The sequence below is a fragment of the Actinomyces sp. ICM47 genome (assembly GCF_000278725.1).
Lineage (GTDB): Bacteria > Actinomycetota > Actinomycetes > Actinomycetales > Actinomycetaceae > Pauljensenia.
In genome coordinates this window covers 1-18,211 of the sequence record NZ_ALCA01000041.1, presented here as the reverse complement: position 1 = coordinate 18,211, position 18,211 = coordinate 1, and the positions used below count along the sequence as shown (strand labels likewise).

General features: G+C 64.9%; 15 protein-coding genes, 1 rRNA gene and 1 other RNA gene. 12 read left to right on the top strand and 5 right to left on the bottom strand.

The window, feature by feature from the left end:
- Positions 1-16: 16 nt before the first annotated feature.
- Complete coding sequence (locus HMPREF1136_RS02910; protein WP_009647836.1) at positions 17-928, top strand: Nif3-like dinuclear metal center hexameric protein; 912 nt, start codon at positions 17-19, stop codon at positions 926-928.
- Complete coding sequence (locus HMPREF1136_RS02905; RefSeq protein WP_009647830.1) at positions 925-1,668, top strand: zinc ribbon domain-containing protein; 744 nt, start codon at positions 925-927, stop codon at positions 1,666-1,668. Before HMPREF1136_RS02910 ends, HMPREF1136_RS02905 begins: the two co-directional genes overlap by 4 nt.
- A 3-nt stretch (positions 1,669-1,671) precedes the next feature.
- On the opposite strand, the gene HMPREF1136_RS02900 is transcribed toward HMPREF1136_RS02905, so the two are convergent.
- Together HMPREF1136_RS02900 and HMPREF1136_RS02895 are read right to left on the bottom strand one after the other, a co-directional pair.
- The gene (locus tag HMPREF1136_RS02900; RefSeq protein WP_009647833.1) at positions 1,672-3,009 is read right to left on the bottom strand and encodes an alpha-L-fucosidase; all 1,338 of its coding nucleotides are present in this window, start codon (positions 3,007-3,009) and stop codon (positions 1,672-1,674) included.
- A 79-nt stretch (positions 3,010-3,088) separates the two neighbouring features.
- A complete protein-coding gene (locus HMPREF1136_RS02895) occupies positions 3,089-3,901 on the bottom strand; it encodes a YaaA family protein (protein ID WP_009647835.1) in 813 nt (270 codons plus the stop codon).
- Between the two features lie 51 nt (positions 3,902-3,952).
- Here HMPREF1136_RS02895 and rnpB point away from each other — a divergent pair.
- Positions 3,953-4,318, top strand: an RNA gene (gene rnpB / locus HMPREF1136_RS10250) — RNase P RNA component class A.
- A 77-nt stretch (positions 4,319-4,395) separates the two neighbouring features.
- On the opposite strand, the gene ppgK is transcribed toward rnpB, so the two are convergent.
- The 3 genes from ppgK to panB all read right to left on the bottom strand — a co-directional run bounded on the left by ppgK (position 4,396) and on the right by panB (position 7,083).
- Positions 4,396-5,145, bottom strand: a complete 750-nt coding sequence (gene ppgK, locus HMPREF1136_RS02890) for a polyphosphate--glucose phosphotransferase (RefSeq protein ID WP_009647816.1) — start codon at positions 5,143-5,145, stop codon at positions 4,396-4,398.
- Positions 5,146-5,309: 164 nt separating this feature from the next.
- Complete coding sequence (map, locus tag HMPREF1136_RS02885; RefSeq protein ID WP_009647818.1) at positions 5,310-6,194, bottom strand: type I methionyl aminopeptidase; 885 nt, start codon at positions 6,192-6,194, stop codon at positions 5,310-5,312.
- A gap of 28 nt (positions 6,195-6,222) precedes the next feature.
- Entirely contained in the window at positions 6,223-7,083 is an 861-nt protein-coding gene (panB, locus tag HMPREF1136_RS02880; protein ID WP_009647829.1) for a 3-methyl-2-oxobutanoate hydroxymethyltransferase, read from the bottom strand.
- A 169-nt stretch (positions 7,084-7,252) separates the two neighbouring features.
- Here panB and pheS point away from each other — a divergent pair, with 169 nt between their 5' ends.
- From pheS to HMPREF1136_RS02835, 9 genes are all read left to right on the top strand, one after another.
- A complete protein-coding gene (gene pheS / locus HMPREF1136_RS02875) occupies positions 7,253-8,338 on the top strand; it encodes a phenylalanine--tRNA ligase subunit alpha (protein ID WP_009647819.1) in 1,086 nt (361 codons plus the stop codon).
- Between the two features lies 1 nt (position 8,339).
- The gene (gene pheT, locus HMPREF1136_RS02870) at positions 8,340-10,988 is read left to right on the top strand and encodes a phenylalanine--tRNA ligase subunit beta (RefSeq protein ID WP_034504611.1); all 2,649 of its coding nucleotides are present in this window, start codon (positions 8,340-8,342) and stop codon (positions 10,986-10,988) included.
- A 100-nt stretch (positions 10,989-11,088) separates the two neighbouring features.
- Entirely contained in the window at positions 11,089-11,577 is a 489-nt protein-coding gene (locus HMPREF1136_RS02865) for a flavodoxin domain-containing protein (protein WP_009647824.1), read from the top strand.
- A 74-nt stretch (positions 11,578-11,651) separates the two neighbouring features.
- Positions 11,652-12,173, top strand: coding sequence for an arginine repressor (argR, locus tag HMPREF1136_RS02860; protein WP_051023510.1), 522 nt, complete (start codon positions 11,652-11,654; stop codon positions 12,171-12,173).
- 63 nt (positions 12,174-12,236) lie between these two features.
- Positions 12,237-13,457, top strand: coding sequence for an argininosuccinate synthase (locus HMPREF1136_RS02855; protein ID WP_009647825.1), 1,221 nt, complete (start codon positions 12,237-12,239; stop codon positions 13,455-13,457).
- Between the two features lie 97 nt (positions 13,458-13,554).
- Complete coding sequence (locus HMPREF1136_RS02850; RefSeq protein WP_009647822.1) at positions 13,555-14,913, top strand: O-antigen ligase family protein; 1,359 nt, start codon at positions 13,555-13,557, stop codon at positions 14,911-14,913.
- A gap of 43 nt (positions 14,914-14,956) precedes the next feature.
- Positions 14,957-16,384 carry an argininosuccinate lyase gene (gene argH / locus HMPREF1136_RS02845; protein ID WP_009647834.1) on the top strand — a complete coding sequence of 476 codons (1,428 nt, stop codon included), beginning with the start codon at positions 14,957-14,959 and terminating at the stop codon, positions 16,382-16,384.
- A 72-nt stretch (positions 16,385-16,456) separates the two neighbouring features.
- A complete protein-coding gene (gene tyrS, locus HMPREF1136_RS02840) occupies positions 16,457-17,719 on the top strand; it encodes a tyrosine--tRNA ligase (RefSeq protein ID WP_009647832.1) in 1,263 nt (420 codons plus the stop codon).
- Between the two features lie 361 nt (positions 17,720-18,080).
- Positions 18,081-18,211, top strand: a 16S ribosomal RNA gene (locus HMPREF1136_RS02835); the annotation flags it as partial.

Here is an 18,211-nt window from a genome sequence, read left to right as displayed (position 1 = left end):
CCGGTATGCTTATCGCATGCGATTGTCCTCTCATTCTTCCGAACCCGACGCCCCCGACTCAGCCCAGGCCTCGTGGCGCGTCGGCGACCTCATGGCCCTCATGGAGTCCTGGTACCCGCAAGCCACGGCGCAATCCTGGGATCGCGTCGGCCTGATCGTCGGCGACCCGGACGCCCCCGTACGCTCTCTTCTCCTGGCCCTCGACCCGACCGCCGCCATCGCCGAGCAGGCCGTCGTCGGACCGGATAGTGACGGACATCCCTACGACATGGTGATCACGCACCACCCGCTGCTCCTGCGCGGAGCGTCCTTCCTGCCGGTCACCGACCCGAAGGGAGCAGTCGTGACGCGGCTGATCCGTGCGGGTGTCTCCCTCTTTAACGCGCACACGAACGCCGACGTCGCCTGCGAGGGCGTTGCCACGGCACTCGCCGACCTCATCGGCCTGCGCGACACCGTACCGCTCGAACCCTGCGGCGTTGACGCCGAGGGACACGAGATCGGCCTGGGGCGCGTCGGGACCGTCGAACCCACGACGCTCGGGGCCTTCGCCGACCACGTCGCCTCCGTGCTCCCCGCCGGCCCCACCGGCCTCCTCGTCGGAGGGGACGAGGCCATGGCCGTGTCCCGGGTCGCCGTCCTGGGTGGCGCGGGGGACAGCGCATTGGACGCGGCGCGCGCCGCCGACGTTGACGTGTACCTCACGGCCGACCTGCGTCACCACCCAGCCTCCGAGCACCTCGAGGGCGGACGCCCCGCGCTGCTGTGCGGTTCCCACTGGGCGACAGAATCCCCGTGGCTACCCGTTCTTGCCCGCCGTATCCGGGCGGCGGCCAGCGCTTCTAAAGTGGAACTTCGCGTCGAAGTCTCTACGATTGTCACCGAGCCATGGACCAGCTACCGAGTCACCCAGGGAGAACTAGCGTGAAAGCGACGCACACCGACCAGCTCGACCTTCTCGAGCTCCAGAAGCTTGACCAGAAGGAATCGGCGCTGCGCCACAAGCGCGACTCCCACCCCGCGCACGCGACCGTGCGCGAGTTCGCGGGCCGCGTCGCCGACCTGCAGCGCGCCGCCATCACTCAGAGCGCCCTCATCGCGGACACCACCCGCGAGGTGACCCGCATCGAGGACGAGATCGCCAAGGTGAGCGAGCGCCGCAAGCGCCAGCAGAGCCGCATCGACAACAACCAGGTGCCCCTGCGCGACATTTCCGCCATGGAACACGAGATCGCACAGATGGATCGCCGCCTGGCCAAGCTCGAAAACGACCAGGTGGACGCCGAAGAGCGCGTCGAGGCCGCACGCGCCGCGCAGGAGAAGATGAAGGAAGAAGCTCAGGCCATCGCCGCCGACATTGAGCGCCTCAAGGCCGAGTTCCAAGCCGACGTCGCCGAGGCTGACGACGAGCTGCGCAGCGTCATCGCAGCGCGCCGAGCGCTGGCTGAGCGTCTCCCGCACGCCCTGCTCGAAGAATACGAGGAGGCGCGCCGCCGCAACGGTGCCCTCGCCGTCATCGAAGTGCGCGACGGCTACGGTATCGGCGTGGCCGCCGACCTCAGCCCGATGGAACTCGAACGCATCCGCCTGACGCCCCACGACGAGCTGTACCTGACCGAGGACACGTCCCAGATCGTCGTGCGCACGGCGGCGAACACGCCGCGCTGAGGCTCAGGCCCGAACCGCGTAGACATCCGCCAGGTAGAAGCCCTGCCTGCTTGTCGTGACCGTCACCCGCACCCGGGTGGCGGTCACGGGCTTATCCAGGGTAATAATGCGACGGTAGCCCACGCAATGAACGCGAGCGATCTCCTGCTCAGGGCTGCCCTCCACGCACGCGCTCACCACGGCCTCGTCGATGCGCTGGCCCTGCGCGATGTCCTCCTCAAGCACCACGGCGCCCACCGTGCGCGGCGCGTCGAAGCGTAGCGTGACGACGTTACCCTCGTCCTCGCGGGAGGCGTCGACGCGGCGCGCGCGGAAGTCCGCGATCTTTTCGCCGAGGCGTGCAAGGACCTGCACGTCGGCATCTGCGAGAAGGCCGTCGCGGTTCGGGGGAACGTTCAAGAGGAAGGTCGCGTTGCCGCCGACCGAACCCTTCCAGATCGAGAACAACTCATCGACGCTGCGCACCTGGGAGTCTTCGATGTCGTGGTGGAACCAGCCTGTGCGCGTCGAGGTGTTGACCTCCGCGGGGTACCACGCCAGGGGACCGGAGTAGTCCGCCAAGGCCTCGCGCGACCCCAGGTCCTCGTCGCCGGAGGCCACCTGTCGGGAGAACTCGCCGTCGTCGGCCTTCTGCGACTTTTCTGCGGTGCGTTCGGCCTCGCGCAGAGAAGCGGGAACAACCGACCATTCGTTGGCTCGAACGGAACCCGCCTCGTTGCCACACCAGCGCACGTCCGGGCCACACACGGAGATAACCGCCTCGGGTGCCAGCGCGCGAACCGTGTCATAGATGCGCTGCCAGTCATAGACCTGCACCTTGCCGTTGGGACCCTCGCCGCACGCGCCGTCCAGCCACACAGAGAAGACGGGTCCGTAGTGGGTGAGCAGCTCGATGAGCTGGTTGATATAAAAGTCGTTGTAGGCCTCGCCCTGGCCATACGTCGGCTCGGTCATGTCCCAGGGAGACAGGTACACGCCGAACTTCAGGCCGTGACGCGCCGCCGCGTCAGACACCTCGCGCACAAGGTCGCCCTTCCCACCCTTCCATGGGGAGGAGGCCACGGAGTGCCTGGTGTAGGCCGACGGCCACAAGCAGAACCCATCATGGTGCTTGCACGTGAGGATCACGCCGGTCATGCCAGCGCTCACGAGCGCGCGCATCCACTGATCGACATCGACGTTTCCCGGGTTGAACAGCGCGGGATCCTCGTGGCCCTCGCCCCACTCGCGGTCCGTCATCGTGTTCATGCCGAAGTGGATGAACGCGTACATCTCCATCTTCTGCCACTGGAGCTGACGGTGGGTAGGCCGAATGTTGGCCAGGTAGTCCTCGTTGATCATGCCTATGGTTTCCGTTTGATGGCCGGTGCATCGGCCGGGCCTGCACCCTGCAGGTTCCTGACAAAGGATAGCCCAGCGGTTAATTGGTCACCAGCGTGAGCGCGCGCGTCGTGCCGCCCTGTTTTGCCTTCTTTTCCGGCCCGAATTCGACGTCGATAACGCGGTGCTCGGCCCCGCGAGCGTCGTGCAACGTCACCGAGCGCGCCGCATCCGTCAGCGCCTGCTCACACTCGGTCGTCTCGCTTGCCGAATACCCTCCCGACGCCAGGAGCGTACCCGTCACCGCGCCCCGCCAACGCTTGGCGTCGTGGGAAATCACCGAGCGCTTACCATCAGCCTCACGCACGACGCGCAGCTCCCACACGCGCGCCCACGGTGCCTTGCACGCAGCCCGGTAAGGACCCGAGCGCGCGTCGATAACGACCTGTCCTACTGCCTCCTCGCGCAGAGCCTCATCCAGGCGCGGCGCCCACCACGTGGACAGGACGCCGAAACCGGGCAGAGACACGCCCATCGCCAGCCGGTGATCGGGCACGACGTCGGCGGGGGAGAGGACCCCAAAGAGGCCGGAAAAAATGGAGATCACGCCCGCGCCCGCACTCTCCCAGGCACGCGGGGTAACGGCCTCGATGGCCTCGAAGAGAACGCCCGTGAACAGGGACGAGGCCGGGGCGCAGGGGGCACTCATCAATGTCTCATTGACGGACAGGTCGATGCGTGCGCCAACCTTGAGCGTAGCCGCCGCTTCCGGCCCCGACCCCAGTGCAACCAGCGCCTCGGCGACGCTGCGCCGATCCGGTGTCAGACACGGGCGGGACAGAGATTCCAGCGATAGAGCGGGGCCGCAGGCGGGTGCGTTCTTCCCCTTCGACGGGGGCAACCAGATCAGCATGGAGCCACCCTATCGCGCCGCGAGCACCAGGCGCGCTAGAATCGGTGCGGATCTGCCGGCTGGGCGACCGCGCGCGGAAACGCTCGAGGAACGTCCGGGCTCCACAGGGCAGGGTGATGGCTAACAGCCACCCGGGGTAACCCGAGGGACAGTGCCACAGAAAACAAACCACCTCCACGATTCGTGGCGGTAAGGGTGAAAAGGTGAGGTAAGAGCTCACCAGCGGCGCGGGTGACCGCGTCGGCTCGGTAAACCCCACCCGGAGCAAGACCGAGCAGCAGGCAGGGCGGCCCGCCCAATGCCTGCGGGTAGGTTGCTGGAGGCCGTTGGTAACGACGGTCCTAGATAGATGGTCGCCACCGCGAGACCGGTAACGGTGTGCGGGGACAGAACCCGGCGTATAGGCCGACAGATCCAACAGAGTGACCCCGACGCGCGTCGGGGTCACTCTGTTTATCGGTGGGGCTGCCGACCCAGCCGCTACGGGTGTCCTCTCAGGAGTTCTGCGCCGCGTAGTAGGCTGCACCCACGATGCCAGCCGTGTTCAGCAGCTTCGCGGGAATCATCGGGGTCTTCAGTTTCAGCAGCGGCATGAACTTCTCGTGGTTCTCCGACACGCCGCCGCCCACGACGAACAGATCAGGGTTGAGCAGGAACTCCACATGGCTGTAGTAACGCTGCAGGCGCTGCGCCCACTGCTCCCAGTTCAGGCCCTGGAGGGTCTTCTGGCCCGAGGATGCGTTCTTTTCGGCGTCGGTGCCATCGATCTCCAAGTGGCCCAGTTCCGTGTTCGTCAGCAGCGTGCCGTTGACAATGATCGCCGAGCCGATGCCCGTGCCCTGCGTGGTGAACACGATGACGCCGTCGCGGCCCTTCGCCGCGCCGTACGCGACCTCCGCGATGCCGGCTGCGTCCGCGTCGTTGAGGGCAACGACCGCGCGACCCAGGTGGCGCTCCATGAGAGCATCCACATCGACGTTGACCCACGACTGATCCAGGTTCGCCATGTAGGGGATCACGCCGTTAAAAACGGGGGCGGGGAAGGTGACGCCAATCGGAACGCCAATCTTCACGTCGAGCTGGTCGATGACCTCGCGGCACACTGTTGCCACGGCCTCGGGTGTGGCCGGATTGGGGGTCGGGATGCGGATCTGATCGCCGATGTACTCCCCGGTCTCCAGATCTACCAGTGCGCCCTTCACGCCGGATCCGCCGATGTCGATGCCGCAAGCGACCTGAACCATGACCCCTCCTCGGGTAACGTGTGTCGGTTTGAATGCGGGCTGCTGATGCCCGTCGTCTCTGAATTGTAATGGACGCCACCGGGGGAAGTGCAATCCGTTTACGAGATGGGAACAGCCCGCGTCGAATCGTGAGATACGACGCGGGCTGCGGTGCGTTGAAAGACTCAGGGGAGGGTCAGAATCTCCGCCCCATCCTCGGTCACGACGATCGTGTGCTCGAACTGTGCAGTGCGCGAACGATCGGCGGTGACGATGGTCCAGTTGTCGTCCCATTGCTCCCACTCGACCGTACCGAGGGTCAGCATAGGTTCAATCGTGAAGACCATCCCCGGTTCCATCACCGTGTTATAGGCGGGAGCCGCATCGTAGTGGGGGACGATCAGGCCCGAATGGAAGGCCTCACCCACGCCGTGACCCGTGTAGTCACGCACGACGCCGTACTCGAAACGCTTGGCGTAAGCCTCGATGACGCGGCCGATCACATTGATTTCGCGACCCGGGCCCACGGCCTTAATGCCGCGCATCATCGCGTTCTTGGTGCGCTCGACGAGCAGGTGCGATTCCTCGTCCACGGTGCCGACCTCGAACATGGCGCAGGTGTCGCCGTGGACGCCGTCCTTGTAGGCGGTGATGTCAATGTTGATGATGTCGCCGTCTTCGAGCGGGCGGTCGTCGGGGATGCCGTGGCAAATGACCTCGTTGATCGAGGAACAGATGGACTTCGGGAAGCCCATGTAGCCCAGGCACGAGGGGTAAGCGTCGTGGGCGATTAGGTACTCGTGGCCAATGCGGTCGAGTTCCTCCGTGGTCACGCCCGGCGCGATAGCCGCACCGACGGCCTCGATGGCACCGGCGGCGATACGTCCGGCCTCGCGGATCTTCGCGATCGTCTCGGGAGTCTTGATGTCCGAGGCGGTCACGCGTTCGGGACCGTCGTGGAACATGTACTCGGGGCGTTCGATGTGCTCAGGTACGGCGCGCATCGGCGAGACGCGTCCGGGCTTCAGCGTGCCCAGCGGCGCGCGGCGTGCAAGTGGCGATGCTTCCATGTGTGCTTCCTCCTGCTAGTGGGCGAAGTCAGTCGTTCTTGTAGTTCTCGGGTCCGGGGAAGCTGCGTTCGCGCACGGAACCGACGTAGTCGGAGGCAGCCTCATGCAGCGCCTGACCGAGCTGGCCGAACTTGTGCACAAACGAGGGCGTCCAGTCGGAGTATCCGGCCATGTCGGACCACACCAGGACCTGACCATCAGTGTTCGGACCGGCACCGATGCCGATCGTCGCGATGGACAGCGTCTGCGTGAGCTCCGTGGCGATAGCGGCGGGCACCATCTCGAAGACGACGGCAAAAGCGCCGGCCTCCTGGACGGCGAGGGAGTCGCGGCGCAGCTGGTCGGCACCGTCGCCTCGTCCCTGCATGCGTGGGCCGCCCAGCGTGTTCTCGGACTGGGGGGTGTAGCCCAGGTGCGCGCACACGGGGATACCTGCCGCGGTCAGCGCGGCGATGATGTGCGCGCGGGCTTCGCCACCCTCGAGCTTGACGGCGTGGGCACCGGCCTTCATGAGGCGGGCCGCGGACGCGAAGGCATGCTCCGGGGAGTCCTCGTAAGTGCCAAACGGCAGATCAGCAACGATCATGGCGCGCGAGGTTGAGCGTGCGACGGCCGCCGTGGCGCGTTCCATGTCCTCCAGCGTGACAGGCAAGGTGGAGGAGTGCCCCAGGATGACGTTGCCCAGCGAATCACCGATGAGCAGCATGTCGACACCAGCGGCCTCGAGGATGGGCGCGGTGAGCGCGTCGTAGGCAGTCAGCATCGTCAGGGGAATGCCCTCGGCCTTGGCGCGCGCGATGTGCTGGACACGCACGCGTCGGGCGTTAAACAGGGGAGGGTTCGAGGACGAGGCCGGGGCCGCGCCTTCGGGGTTCGTAATGTGAGACATGGATTTCCTGTCTGGAGACGACGGGTGCGCTCGCGCGCGTTCACGCCTCCCAGGGTAGCGCGGTGGCGAACCCGGTGAGCTGTGAGGATGTGCGAACGGGTAAGATGGAATGCGGTGCGCGTGATGCGCGCAGTAATGCCCCCAGTAGGAAAGAAGAAGGAAGCAGGACATGGCTGGCAATGCCCCTGACCTTGATCCTCTCGATGAGGCCGCCGTCGACGCAGTGCGTGCCCAAGGCCTCGTCGATATTAAAGAAGCAGATTCGCTGGACGCCCTCAAGGCCGTCCGCGCCGCGCTTCTCGGAGATCAAGCCCCCCTCGTGACCGCGAACCGCACCATCGGTTCGCTCGAGCCCTCGAAGCGTGGTCTGGCTGGTAAGAACCTCGGACAGGCGCGCAAGGCGCTGACCGAGGCCCTCGACGCTCGCAAGGAGATCCTCGCTGCCGAGCACGAGGCCCGCATGCTGGTCGAGGAATCAGTGGACGTCACGGTCCCCACGCGCCGCCGCGCCGCCGGTGCGCGCCACCCCCTGGAGACGCTCATGGAAGAGGTCGCTGACTTCTTCGTTGCCATGGGCTGGGACATCGCCGAGGGGCCCGAGATCGAGCACGAGTGGTTCAACTTCGATTCGCTCAACTTCGACATCGATCACCCTGCCCGCCAGATGCAGGACACCCTCTACATCGACGGGCGTTCTGCTGGCGGTGAGAAGGAGGAGGACGGTCACCTGGTGATGCGCACGCACACCTCGCCGGTGCAGTCCCACTCGATGCTCAGTCGCGGCGTTCCGCTCTACATTGCCTGCCCGGGTAAGGTCTTCCGCTCCGACGCCCTGGACGCGACGCACACGCCCGTGTTCCACCAGGTCGAGGGTCTCGCGGTCGACAAGGGCCTGACGATGGCGCACCTCAAGGGCGTCCTGGACCACTTCGCCAAGGCCATGTTCGGCCCCGAGGCGAAGACCCGCCTGCGTCCCTCCTACTTCCCCTTCACTGAGCCCAGTGCCGAGATGGACCTGTGGTTCCCCCAGAAGAAGGGCGGTCCCGGCTGGATCGAATGGGGCGGCTGCGGCATGGTCAATCCCAACGTCCTGCGCGCCAACGGTATCGATCCCGAGGTCTACTCGGGCTTCGCGTTCGGCATGGGTATCGAACGTACGCTGATGCTGCGTCACGGCATCGCTGACATGCACGACATCGTCGAGGGAGACGTTCGTTTCTCCCAGCAGTTCGGCATCAATGGAAGGGGAAACTGACATGCCTATGGTTCCGCTGAGCTGGCTGGCCGACCACGTCGACGTCGTTGACGGCACCGACGCAGAGGCGCTGGCCGCCGCCCTGGTCAAGGTCGGCCTCGAGGAAGAAGAAATCCACCCCGCCCGCGTCATCGGCCCCCTCGTCGTGGGCCGCGTCCTGACGCGCGTGGAGGAGACCGCCTCGAACGGCAAGGTCGTCAATTACTGCCGCGTGGACGTGGGCGAGTACAACGATGCCCCCGGCACGGGCAAGGAACCCTCGGAGCTGCCGAGCCGTGGCATCATCTGCGGTGCGCACAACTTCGACGTCGACGACCTGGTGGTCGTCTCGCTGCCGGGTGCCGTGCTACCGGGTGACTTCCAGATCGCCGCGCGTAAGACCTACGGTCACATCTCTGACGGCATGATCTGCTCCGCACGTGAGCTGGGTCTGGGGGAGGACCACGACGGCATCATCGTGCTGCCCAAGTACTTCCCGGACCGCGAGATCCCCGCCGTCGGCACAGACATCGTGTCCTGGCTGGGTCTGGGCGAGGAAGTCCTCGAGATCAACGTGACCCCGGACCGCGGCTACTGCTTCTCGATGCGCGGCATCGCGCGCGAGTACTCTCACTCGACGGGCGCAGCCTTCCGTGACCCGGGTCTGCCGGGTGTTATCGCGGCTGAGCCGCCCGCAGCCAACGCCGACGGCTTCCCCGTGGTCTTTGCTGACGACGCGCCGATCCGCGGCCGCGAGGGCGTTGACCGCTTTGTCGCGCGCATCGTTCGCGGCACGAACCCCGCCGCGCCGACCCCGCGATGGATGGTCGAGCGCCTCGAGGCCGCCGGTATGCGTTCCCTGTCGCTGCCCGTCGACATCACGAACTACGTCATGCTGGACCTGGGCCAGCCGATGCACGCCTACGACCTGGGCGCGCTGGCCGCGCCGATCGTCGTGCGTCGCGCACGCGCAGGTGAATCGCTCGTGACCCTGGACGATGAGAAGCGCGAGCTGGATGAACAGGACCTGCTCATCACCGACTCGCCCCAGGGTGAGGGTTCTCGCATCATCGGTATCGCTGGTGTCATGGGCGGTGCCTACTCCGAGGTGGAGGAGGGAACCACGGACATCCTGTTCGAGGCCGCCCACTTTGACTCGGTGTCTATCGCGCGCAGCGCCCGCCGTCACAAGCTGCATTCCGAATCCTCCAAGCGCTTCGAGCGTGGCACCGACCCGCAGCTTCCTGCGGTGGCTGCCCAGCGTGCTGTCGAGCTCCTCATTGAATACGGCGGTGGCACCGTCGATGAGGGTGTCACCGACGTGGATCAGCGCGCCGACGCGACCGTCATTTCGCTGCCCGTGGGTGAGGCCCAGCGTCTTACCGGCGTCGCTCACAGCCCCGAGCGTATCGCTGAGCTGCTGACGACGGTCGGCTGCCTCGTCGAAGGTCCGGTGAATGACGTCTTCACGGTGACCGCCCCCTCGTGGCGTCCCGATCTGACGCTGCCTGCCGACCTGGTCGAAGAAGTCGCACGCCTCGACGGCTACGACAACATTCCCGTTGTCATGCCGACCGCCCCGGCGGGCCATGGTCTGACAACAGCGCAGAAGGCACGCCGTCTGGCCGCCGCTGCACTGGCCGACGGCGGCCTCGTCGAGGTCGAGTCCTACCCCTTCGTGTCCGATACGTGGGATCGCCAGGGTATCCCCGCAGATGATCCGCGCCGCGAGGCCCTGCGCCTGCGCAACCCGATGGCGGACGATTCCCCGTGGCTGCGCACCTCGGTGCTCGACACGCTCCTCGACGTCGCTGGCCGCAACGTCTCGCGCTCCAATGCGGATGTCGCCGTCTTCGAGATCGCCAAGGTTGCCCGTCCCCACGGCACTGTCCCCGCGCCGCTTCCCGGCGCGCAGGAGAGGCCCTCCGACGAGGTGCTCGCCGCGCTGGAGGCAGGTATTCCCGCCCAGCCCTGGCATATCGGCGGCGTCCTGACCGGCGCGGCCGAGGCCGCAGGTGTCGTGTCGAATCCGCGCGCCTACGACTGGGCTGACGCCCTCGAGTACGTGCGTCGTGTCGCCTCGGATCTGGGCGTGCGCGTCGAGGTGACCCGCGCGTGGATGGACCACGTTCCCGCGCACAAGGGTGCCCCGATGCCCGCTCCCGCTAGCGATCCCGCGGACGTGGCCCCCTTCCACCCTGGCCGCGTCGCTCGCGTGTTCGTGCGCGCCGGTCGCGACCTGGTGGACGTGGCGCTCGCCGGCGAGCTTTCGCCGGCGACCTGCCGTGCCTTCGGCCTGCCCGCTCGCTCCTGCGCCTTTGAGATTGACATGGACGCGCTGATCGCGCACATGAGCGCCGATCCGATCCAGGTCAAGGGCGTCTCGACGTTCCCGCTGGCCAAGGAAGACATCGCGCTCGTGGTGCCCTCCGACATCCCGGCTGCACGCGTCGAGCAGATCGTGCGCCAGGGGGCTGGCCCGCTCGCCGAGTCCGTCACCCTCTTCGACATTTACGAGGGAGACCAGGTGCCCGAGGGTTACCGTTCGCTCGCCTTCGCGCTGCGCCTGCGCGCCGCCGACCACACGCTGACTGCCAAGGAATCCGAGGCCGTCCGCAAGCAGGTGGTCACGAAGGCTGCCAAGGTCCTCGGAGCCTCGCTGCGCGCCTGACATACTCAGCAGAAGGCCGGTTGAATCTCACGTGTGGTGCCCCACTCATTTGGGGCGTTGCACCCGCAGATTCGACCGGTCTTCGCTTTAGTATGGGCCTATGCACATCCTTGTAACTGCAGCATCAAAGCACGGGGCGACGGATGAGGTCGCCGACGCCATTGCCAAGCGCATTGAAGCGAGTGGCATCACTGTCGACCGTCTTGCGCCGGCCGATGTGACCTCCGTCGAGGGATATGACGCCGTGATTGTTGGCTCGGCTGTCTACATTCTCCAGTGGATGCCCGAGGCGCACGACTTCATGGAGCGCTTCAAGGACGATCTGCCCGTCGGACAGGTGTGGGCCTTCTCTGTTGGCATGAATGGCGTTCCCAAGCACTCGGAGCAGGATGGCACGCGCGTCGGCCCGCTGCTCACACACGTGCGCTGCCGCGAGCTGCATACTTTCCCGGGCCGTTACAAGCCCTCTCTGCTGTCCCTGCGTGAGCGTTCCGTCGCGCGTTTGGCCGGCGTTGTCGAGGGTGACTTCCGTGACTGGGACGCCGTTGATCAGTGGGCTGACAAGATTGTCGAGGCTCTGCAGGGCTGACGCTGTCAGGTGCTGAGCGGGTGAGCGACGCGACTCACCCGCTTGCACACTAATATGCATATGAATGTATAATCATGCATATGAGTCCAGCAGCAGCGTTCCCCAGCACCAAGAGTGCCAGGCATGAAATGATCCGCGACCTCCTCGCCTCCGAGTCAATCGGCAGCCAGGAAGCCCTTCGATCCCGCCTGGCCGAGCGGGGCATCGACGTTACCCAGACGACACTCTCACGCGACCTCATGGACCTGCGGGCCACCAAGGTGCGCAACGCCTCGGGCGTGCTCATCTACACCGTGCCCGACCATGACGGAGGTGCGACCCACGACGCTGAAGCGGCCAATGTTCGTCTCGCCCGCTGGTGTCAGCTCCTGCTCGTCACCTCCGTGAAGGTCGATAACCAGCTTGTATTGCGCACGCAGGTCGGAGCCGCGAACCTCCTCGCCTCCTCCATTGACGCCGTGCGGCGCGACGAGATTGCCGGAACGATCGCAGGCGACGACACGATCCTCGTGATCTGTCGCTCGAGTGAGGACGCGAGCGCAATCGAACGCATGCTCCTCGCCCTCGCGGAACCCGCTGCGCTCCCCGACAACTAGCCCCGGCCTCGTCCCGACGAGCGGGCACACGAACCTACGAAACCCCATTTGGAAGGAATCCACATGTCGAGCAAAGATCGCGTTGTTCTGGCCTATTCAGGCGGCCTGGACACCTCTGTCGCCATCGGATGGATCGGAGAGCAGACCGGCCGCGAAGTCGTGGCCGTCGCCGTCGACGTCGGCCAGGGCGGCGAGGACCTCGAGGTCATCCGCCAGCGCGCGCTCGACTGTGGAGCTGTCGAGGCTTACGTCGCCGACGCCCGCGACGAATTTGCAAGCGAATACTGCATGCCGGCCCTGAAGGCCAACGCGCTCTACGAAGGCAAGTACCCGCTCGTTTCCGCGCTGTCGCGCCCCGTCATCACCAAGCACCTGGTCAAGGCCGCCCGCGAATTCGGTGCCACCACCGTCGCCCACGGCTGCACCGGCAAGGGTAACGACCAGGTCCGCTTCGAGGTCTCCATCACTTCGATGGCCCCCGACATGGACTGCATCTCCCCGGTGCGCGATCTTGCCCTGACCCGCGACGTTGCCATCGAGTACGCCGAGAAGCGCAACCTGCCGATCGAAACGACGAAGCACAACCCCTTCTCGATTGACCAGAACGTGTGGGGTCGCGCCATCGAAACCGGCTTCCTCGAAGACCTGTGGAATGCCCCCACCAAGGATGTCTACAACTACACCGACGACCCCACCTACCCGCCGCTGCCGGACGAAGTCGTCATCACCTTCGACAAGGGTATCCCTGTCGCTATCGACGGACGTCCCGTCACCCCGCTTGAGGCTATCCAGGAAATGAACCGTCGCGCCGGCCTCCAGGGCATCGGCCGCATCGACATGGTTGAGGACCGCCTCGTCGGCATCAAGTCGCGCGAAATTTACGAGGCCCCAGGAGCCGTCGCGCTCATCGAGGCCCACCAGGCCCTCGAGGCCGTCACCCTCGAACGCATGCAGCACCGCTACAAGCGTCAGCTCGAGCAGACATGGGGCGAGCTGGTGTACGAGGCCCAGTGGTACTCGCCACTCAAGAAGTCGATGGACGCTTTCATCGAGCACACTCAGCAGTATGTCTCCGGCGATATCCGCATGATCCTGCACGGCGGACGCGCGACCGTCAATGGGCGCCGATCAGAGTCCTCGCTCTACGACTTCAACCTCGCGACATACGAGACCGGCGATACTTTCGACCAGTCCTCCTCGCGCGGCTTCATCGACATCTACGGCTTGCAGTCCAAGCTGGCCGCTGCGCGTGATGTGCGCTTCGGTGTTGATATGGGGTACTGAGTACTCATTGAGGGTTCTCTCACAGGGAATGTTTCAGTTGTGTTTCAAGGGGTGGGAGCGTCGGCGACGACGCTCCCACCTCGCTTACTGTGTCGGTATGACGTATCAAGAGAGTGCGGCGATTGATGCTACGGCGGGCGTCGATCAGGATGAGGCCATGCACGAACGGATGATGCGCTACACGGTGGCAGGCATGTTTTTCGTCGGGTTCGCGGGTAAAGGTATTCGCGGCATCTTCGGCGACATCGGTTCTCTCGTTCCGATGCTCATTCTCCTCGCGGCCTTCGTCGTTCTTTTCCGCAGCTCCGGCCGCTCGCTGCTGCTGCGTCGTTTCCCGACGACGATCAGCATGTTCGTCCTGTGGTGCGCCGTCACGTGCATCTGGTCGATTGACCCGGCGCTGAGCGCCCAATACTGGGTGGTCCAATCGGCGCTCACCTTAGTGGCAATAGCCGTCTCCGTCGCTCTGCCGCTGACAGACCTGGTCGAGTCACTCATCTTGTCCTTCCAATGGATTATCGCGTCCTCTTTCATTCTCGAGCTTGTGGTGGCCGTCATTGGTCGGGGACCCTTGGCGCCGCCCACCCTGTGGGGGAGAGGCCACCTGCCGGCATCCTCCTATTGGGTGGACGGGCGATTATTCGAGGGAGGCCCAATTCAGGGCTTCCCCGGTAACCGTAACCCGCTGGCCTTCATAGCGCTGCTGCTGGCTGTGTGCCTGGTGCTGCGCTGGATGCAGACCAGGCGCGCGCTGCCCTCCACGCTCGCGTGGCTCGCTGCGTGCGGCGTCACCTTGCTCCTCACGCAATCCGCGACAGTCGCTCTGTCTACCGCGGGTTGCTTGACTGTTGTCGTGGGCTTGGTCGTTCAGCGGCGCGTCCCCGTGCACCTGCGCCTGCGCGTCGTCGGTATCTTCACGGGGACGGGCATCATCGCGGCGGTTATTGCATTCTTTGCGCGGCATTGGATCGCCGATGCCTTTGGGCGTAGCCCGGACATGAGCGGGCGCTCCATCATCTGGCACTCCGCCGCGCCGCTCATCGCTGAGCGCCCGCTTGGGGGCTGGGGATGGTTTATTGGCTGGCCCACGTGGCTGGAACCATTCGCGGGCCTTGTGGTGCGTCAGGACGGAACATCGACGAACCAGGCTCACAATGCCTACGTGGAGGCGGCCCTGACGACAGGTTGCGTAGGCGCGTTCCTGGTGACGGCAGCGATCATCTGGACGTTGTTCCGCGTCGTCAAGGTCGCGGTCGCCCACATCGACGACAACCTGTGGGACGTCATCCCTGCCGTTCTCATGATCGCAATGTTCATCCAGTCCTTCACCGAATCCCGCCTTCTCTTCGAAGGCAACTGGATGCTCTTCGTCATCATCGCCACGTGGGTCAAGGTGCGCGGAGAGGTACCCATCGTATGGCCGTCGGCGGCACGACAGTATCTCGAATACTCTTAAGTCCAGAACGTTTATTCCCTTTGTCGACCTCGGGAGGTCCACCATGTCGCAGTCCGAAACGCACGTGTCCTTGTGGGGTGGCCGCTTTGCTGGTGGGCCGTCGCAGGCGCTTGCCGCGCTGAGTGTCTCGACCCACTTCGATTTCCGGCTTGCCCACGTCGACATCGCAGGCTCGCACGCGCATGCCGACGAGCTGCACCGCGTTGGTTTGCTCTCCGACCAAGAGTGTGCGGACATGCATGACGCTCTGTCGCGGCTCGACGCTGACGTTTCTTCAGGAGCCTTCGTTCCCAGCCCCGACGATGAAGACGTGCACACCGCGCTCGAGCGCGGCCTGATTGAGCGGGCGGGCGCGACCCTGGGCGGCAAGCTGCGCGCCGGACGCTCGCGCAACGACCAGATCGCTACTCTCATTCGCGTGTATCTGCGTGAAGAGGCGCGCCACCTGGCTGGTCGCGTTCTCGACATCGCTCAGGCCCTCGTCGGCCAAGCTGAGCGCGCGGGAGACGCCGTCATGCCGGGACGTACCCACATGCAGCATGCCCAGCCCGTCCTCGTCGCCCACCACCTGTTGGCCCATGTCTGGCCGCTCCTGCGCGACGTGGCCCGCCTGCGCGACTGGGACAAACGCGCCGCCATCTCTCCCTACGGTTCCGGCGCACTCGCTGGTAACACCCTCGGCATGGATCCGCGCCGCATCGCCGCGGCCCTCGGTTTTAGTGACTCCGTCGAAAACTCCATCGACGGCACCGCCGCGCGCGATGTCGTCGCCGAGTTCTCCTTCATCTGCGTTCAGATCGGCATCGACATCTCCCGCCTGAGCGAAGAGATCGTTATCTGGAACACCAAGGAATTCGGTTACGTTACGCTCGACGACTCCTACTCGACCGGCTCGTCGATCATGCCCCAGAAGAAGAATCCCGACGTCGCCGAGCTCGCGCGCGGCAAGGCCGGCCGTCTCATCGGCGACCTGACCGCCCTCCTCGCTGTCCTCAAGGCCCTGCCCCTGGCATACGACCGCGACCTGCAGGAAGACAAGGAACCCGTCTTCGATCAGATCGACACTCTCGACGTCCTGTGCCCCGCCGTCGCCGGCATGATCGACACGATGACCATCCACCTCGAGCGCCTCGCCGAGCTCGCCCCTCAGGGTTTCTCGCTGGCCACCGACATCGCTGAATGGCTCGTCAAGCGCGGCGTGCCGTTCCGCGATGCGCACGAGATCTCGGGTGCTTGCGTTCGCCTCGCCGAAGCCAGGGGAGTGGAACTCGCGGATCTGACCGATGCTGAACTCGCCCAGGCCTCGTCCCATCTCGACCCCGAGGTACGTTCCGTGCTCACCGTCGACGGCTCCGTCGGCGCGCGCCTGGGTCGCGGCGGTACCGCACCGGTACGCGTGGCCGAGCAGCTCGACGAGGCCCGGGCTGGCCTCGAGGATGCATGGCAGTGGGCGGTCGCTGGGCTGCGCTAACGCCCCTGGCTGCGAAGCCGATACACTTACAACCACAACAACCCGTCAAATCCGCAAGGAAGGACAACTTTCGTGACAGACATTCTGGACGACCTGCAGTGGCGTGGGCTGCTCGCGCAGCACACCGACCTCGAGGCGCTTCGCGCACACCTGAGCGCCGGACCTGTCACCTTCTATTGCGGTTACGACCCGACGGCCCCCTCCCTGCACCATGGCCACCTCGTCCAGCTGATCGTCATGCGGCACCTGCAGCTTGCGGGCCACCGCCCGCTCGCGCTCGTGGGCGGAGCGACCGGTCAGATCGGAGATCCGCGTCAGAGTGGCGAGCGTCAGCTGCAATCCACCGAGGTTGTGCGAGGCTGGGCGGAACGCCTGCGTGCGCAGATCTCGAAGTTCCTCGACTTCGAGGGGCCCGCCGCCGCGCAGATGGTGAACAACCTGGATTGGACCCAGGAAATGAGCGCCATCGACCTGCTGCGCACTATCGGCAAATACTTCCGCGTGGGAACCATGCTCAACAAGGACATCGTCGCCCGTCGAATCGCGTCAGACGAGGGTATCTCCTACACGGAGTTCTCCTACCAGGTGCTCCAGGCCAACGATTTCCTTGAACTCTACCGTCGTCACGGCTGCACGCTCGAAACCGGCGGCAACGACCAGTGGGGCAACATGGTCGGCGGCGTCGACCTAATCCGTAAGGTTGAGGGTGTTGATACCCACGTCATGACCACGCCGATCATCACCAAAGCCGACGGCACCAAGTTCGGCAAGTCTGAGGGCGGGGCTATCTGGCTCGACCCGGAGATGATGACCCCCTACGCCTTCTACCAGTTCTGGCTGCAGGTGGCTGACGAGGACGTGGTCCGTTTCCTGAAGATCTTCACTTTCAAGTCGCGCGAGGAGATCGAAGCTCTGGCGCTCGAGGTCGCCGAGCGTCCTCACCAGCGTGCCGCGCAGAAGGCTCTGGCTGCCTCCGTCACGGAGCTGGTGCACGGTGCTGATCAGCTCGAGCGTGTTCTCGCTGCGACCCAGGCCCTGTGGGGCGGCGGCGACATCCGTGATCTCGACGAGGCCACCCTGGCCGCCGCGACCGCAGACCTTCCCCGTGCTTCTTTGACCCTGGGCGAGTCCACCGTCGCCGACGCTCTCGTCGCCCTGGGCTTTGAGAAGGGCAAGACGGCCGCACGCCGCACCATTTCCTCCGGCGGTGCTTCCGTCAATAACGTGAAGGTCGAGGACCTCGAGGCTGTTTTCGGGGAGAATGATCTGCTCGCCGGTGGTTTGGCTCTCATTCGCAAGGGACGTAAGAATCTCGCGGTCGTTGAGCTCCACTGATCAGGCGTGAAAAGAGGGCATCCGAAATTTTTCGGATGCCCTCTTTTCCTTGCAATGTGGGGGTTTGTGGGGTGTGTGTTGGGGGTCATAGTGGTTTGGTTTGACTTTGGTGTGGGGGGTGTGTAGATTATTCACCTGTCGCCGTGAGCTTGTTTGTGGGTTTGTGGTGGTGGTTCACTGCTTTGGTGGCTGGCCTGTTGTGGTTGGTTGTTGGGGTGTGTGGGTGTTGTTTGTGAACTCGATAGTGTGTTTGTTTGTTTTTTATGCCTGTTTTTTGTTTTTGAGTGTTTTTGGTTGGGATTGGTGGCTGGCCTGGTTTGTTTGGTTGGTTGGTTTTTCTGGGCTTTAACGTTTTTGTTTTTGTTCGGAGAGTTTGATCCTGGCTCAGGACGAACGCTGGCGGCGTGCTTAACACATGCAAGTCGAACGCTGAAGACCTGGCTTTTGTTGGGTTGGATGAGTGGCGAACGGGTGAGTAACACGTGAGTAACC

Coding starts and splice junctions, on each gene's coding strand:
- argH (WP_009647834.1), top strand. CDS start 14,957: ATGTCGCAGTCCGAAACGCACGTGTCCTTGTGGGGTGGCCGCTTTGCT.
- HMPREF1136_RS02865 (WP_009647824.1), top strand. CDS start 11,089: ATGCACATCCTTGTAACTGCAGCATCAAAGCACGGGGCGACGGATGAG.
- HMPREF1136_RS02855 (WP_009647825.1), top strand. CDS start 12,237: ATGTCGAGCAAAGATCGCGTTGTTCTGGCCTATTCAGGCGGCCTGGAC.
- HMPREF1136_RS02850 (WP_009647822.1), top strand. CDS start 13,555: ATGACGTATCAAGAGAGTGCGGCGATTGATGCTACGGCGGGCGTCGAT.
- pheT (WP_034504611.1), top strand. CDS start 8,340: ATGCCTATGGTTCCGCTGAGCTGGCTGGCCGACCACGTCGACGTCGTT.
- panB (WP_009647829.1), bottom strand. CDS start 7,083: ATGTCTCACATTACGAACCCCGAAGGCGCGGCCCCGGCCTCGTCCTCG.
- HMPREF1136_RS02910 (WP_009647836.1), top strand. CDS start 17: ATGCGATTGTCCTCTCATTCTTCCGAACCCGACGCCCCCGACTCAGCC.
- pheS (WP_009647819.1), top strand. CDS start 7,253: ATGGCTGGCAATGCCCCTGACCTTGATCCTCTCGATGAGGCCGCCGTC.
- ppgK (WP_009647816.1), bottom strand. CDS start 5,145: ATGGTTCAGGTCGCTTGCGGCATCGACATCGGCGGATCCGGCGTGAAG.
- HMPREF1136_RS02900 (WP_009647833.1), bottom strand. CDS start 3,009: ATGATCAACGAGGACTACCTGGCCAACATTCGGCCTACCCACCGTCAG.
- HMPREF1136_RS02895 (WP_009647835.1), bottom strand. CDS start 3,901: ATGCTGATCTGGTTGCCCCCGTCGAAGGGGAAGAACGCACCCGCCTGC.
- map (WP_009647818.1), bottom strand. CDS start 6,194: ATGGAAGCATCGCCACTTGCACGCCGCGCGCCGCTGGGCACGCTGAAG.
- argR (WP_051023510.1), top strand. CDS start 11,652: ATGCATATGAGTCCAGCAGCAGCGTTCCCCAGCACCAAGAGTGCCAGG.